Here is a 231-nt window from a genome sequence, read left to right as displayed (position 1 = left end):
AGCTTGCTGGAGGTCCAGAAGCTGGCATGGTTCCTAGACCGAAACATCGAAAAAACAGGTCTGAAGAAACTCAATCTGAGGTTCGAAGCGCACCGTTACGGCCCTTACGCTGATAGCTTGAGGCATCTGCTAAATAGCCTTGATGGTAGCTACCTACACTGCGAAAAAAGGATCAGCGACGCCGATCCATTGGAGCTGATTTGGTTCGACGAGGCTAGAAAGCCCTTCCTG

At 50.6% G+C, this 231-nt stretch carries 1 pseudogene; it reads left to right on the top strand.

Annotated features, from left to right (window positions below):
- Window positions 1-231, top strand: a pseudogene (locus FS767_RS23115) (Appr-1-p processing protein); the annotation flags it as partial.

This window comes from Pseudomonas sp. DE0010, assembly GCF_007680745.1.
GTDB lineage: Bacteria > Pseudomonadota > Gammaproteobacteria > Pseudomonadales > Pseudomonadaceae > Aquipseudomonas > Aquipseudomonas parafulva_B.
The sequence above is the reverse complement of the archived record's forward strand: the minus strand, read 5'-3'. Positions and strand labels throughout refer to the sequence as shown.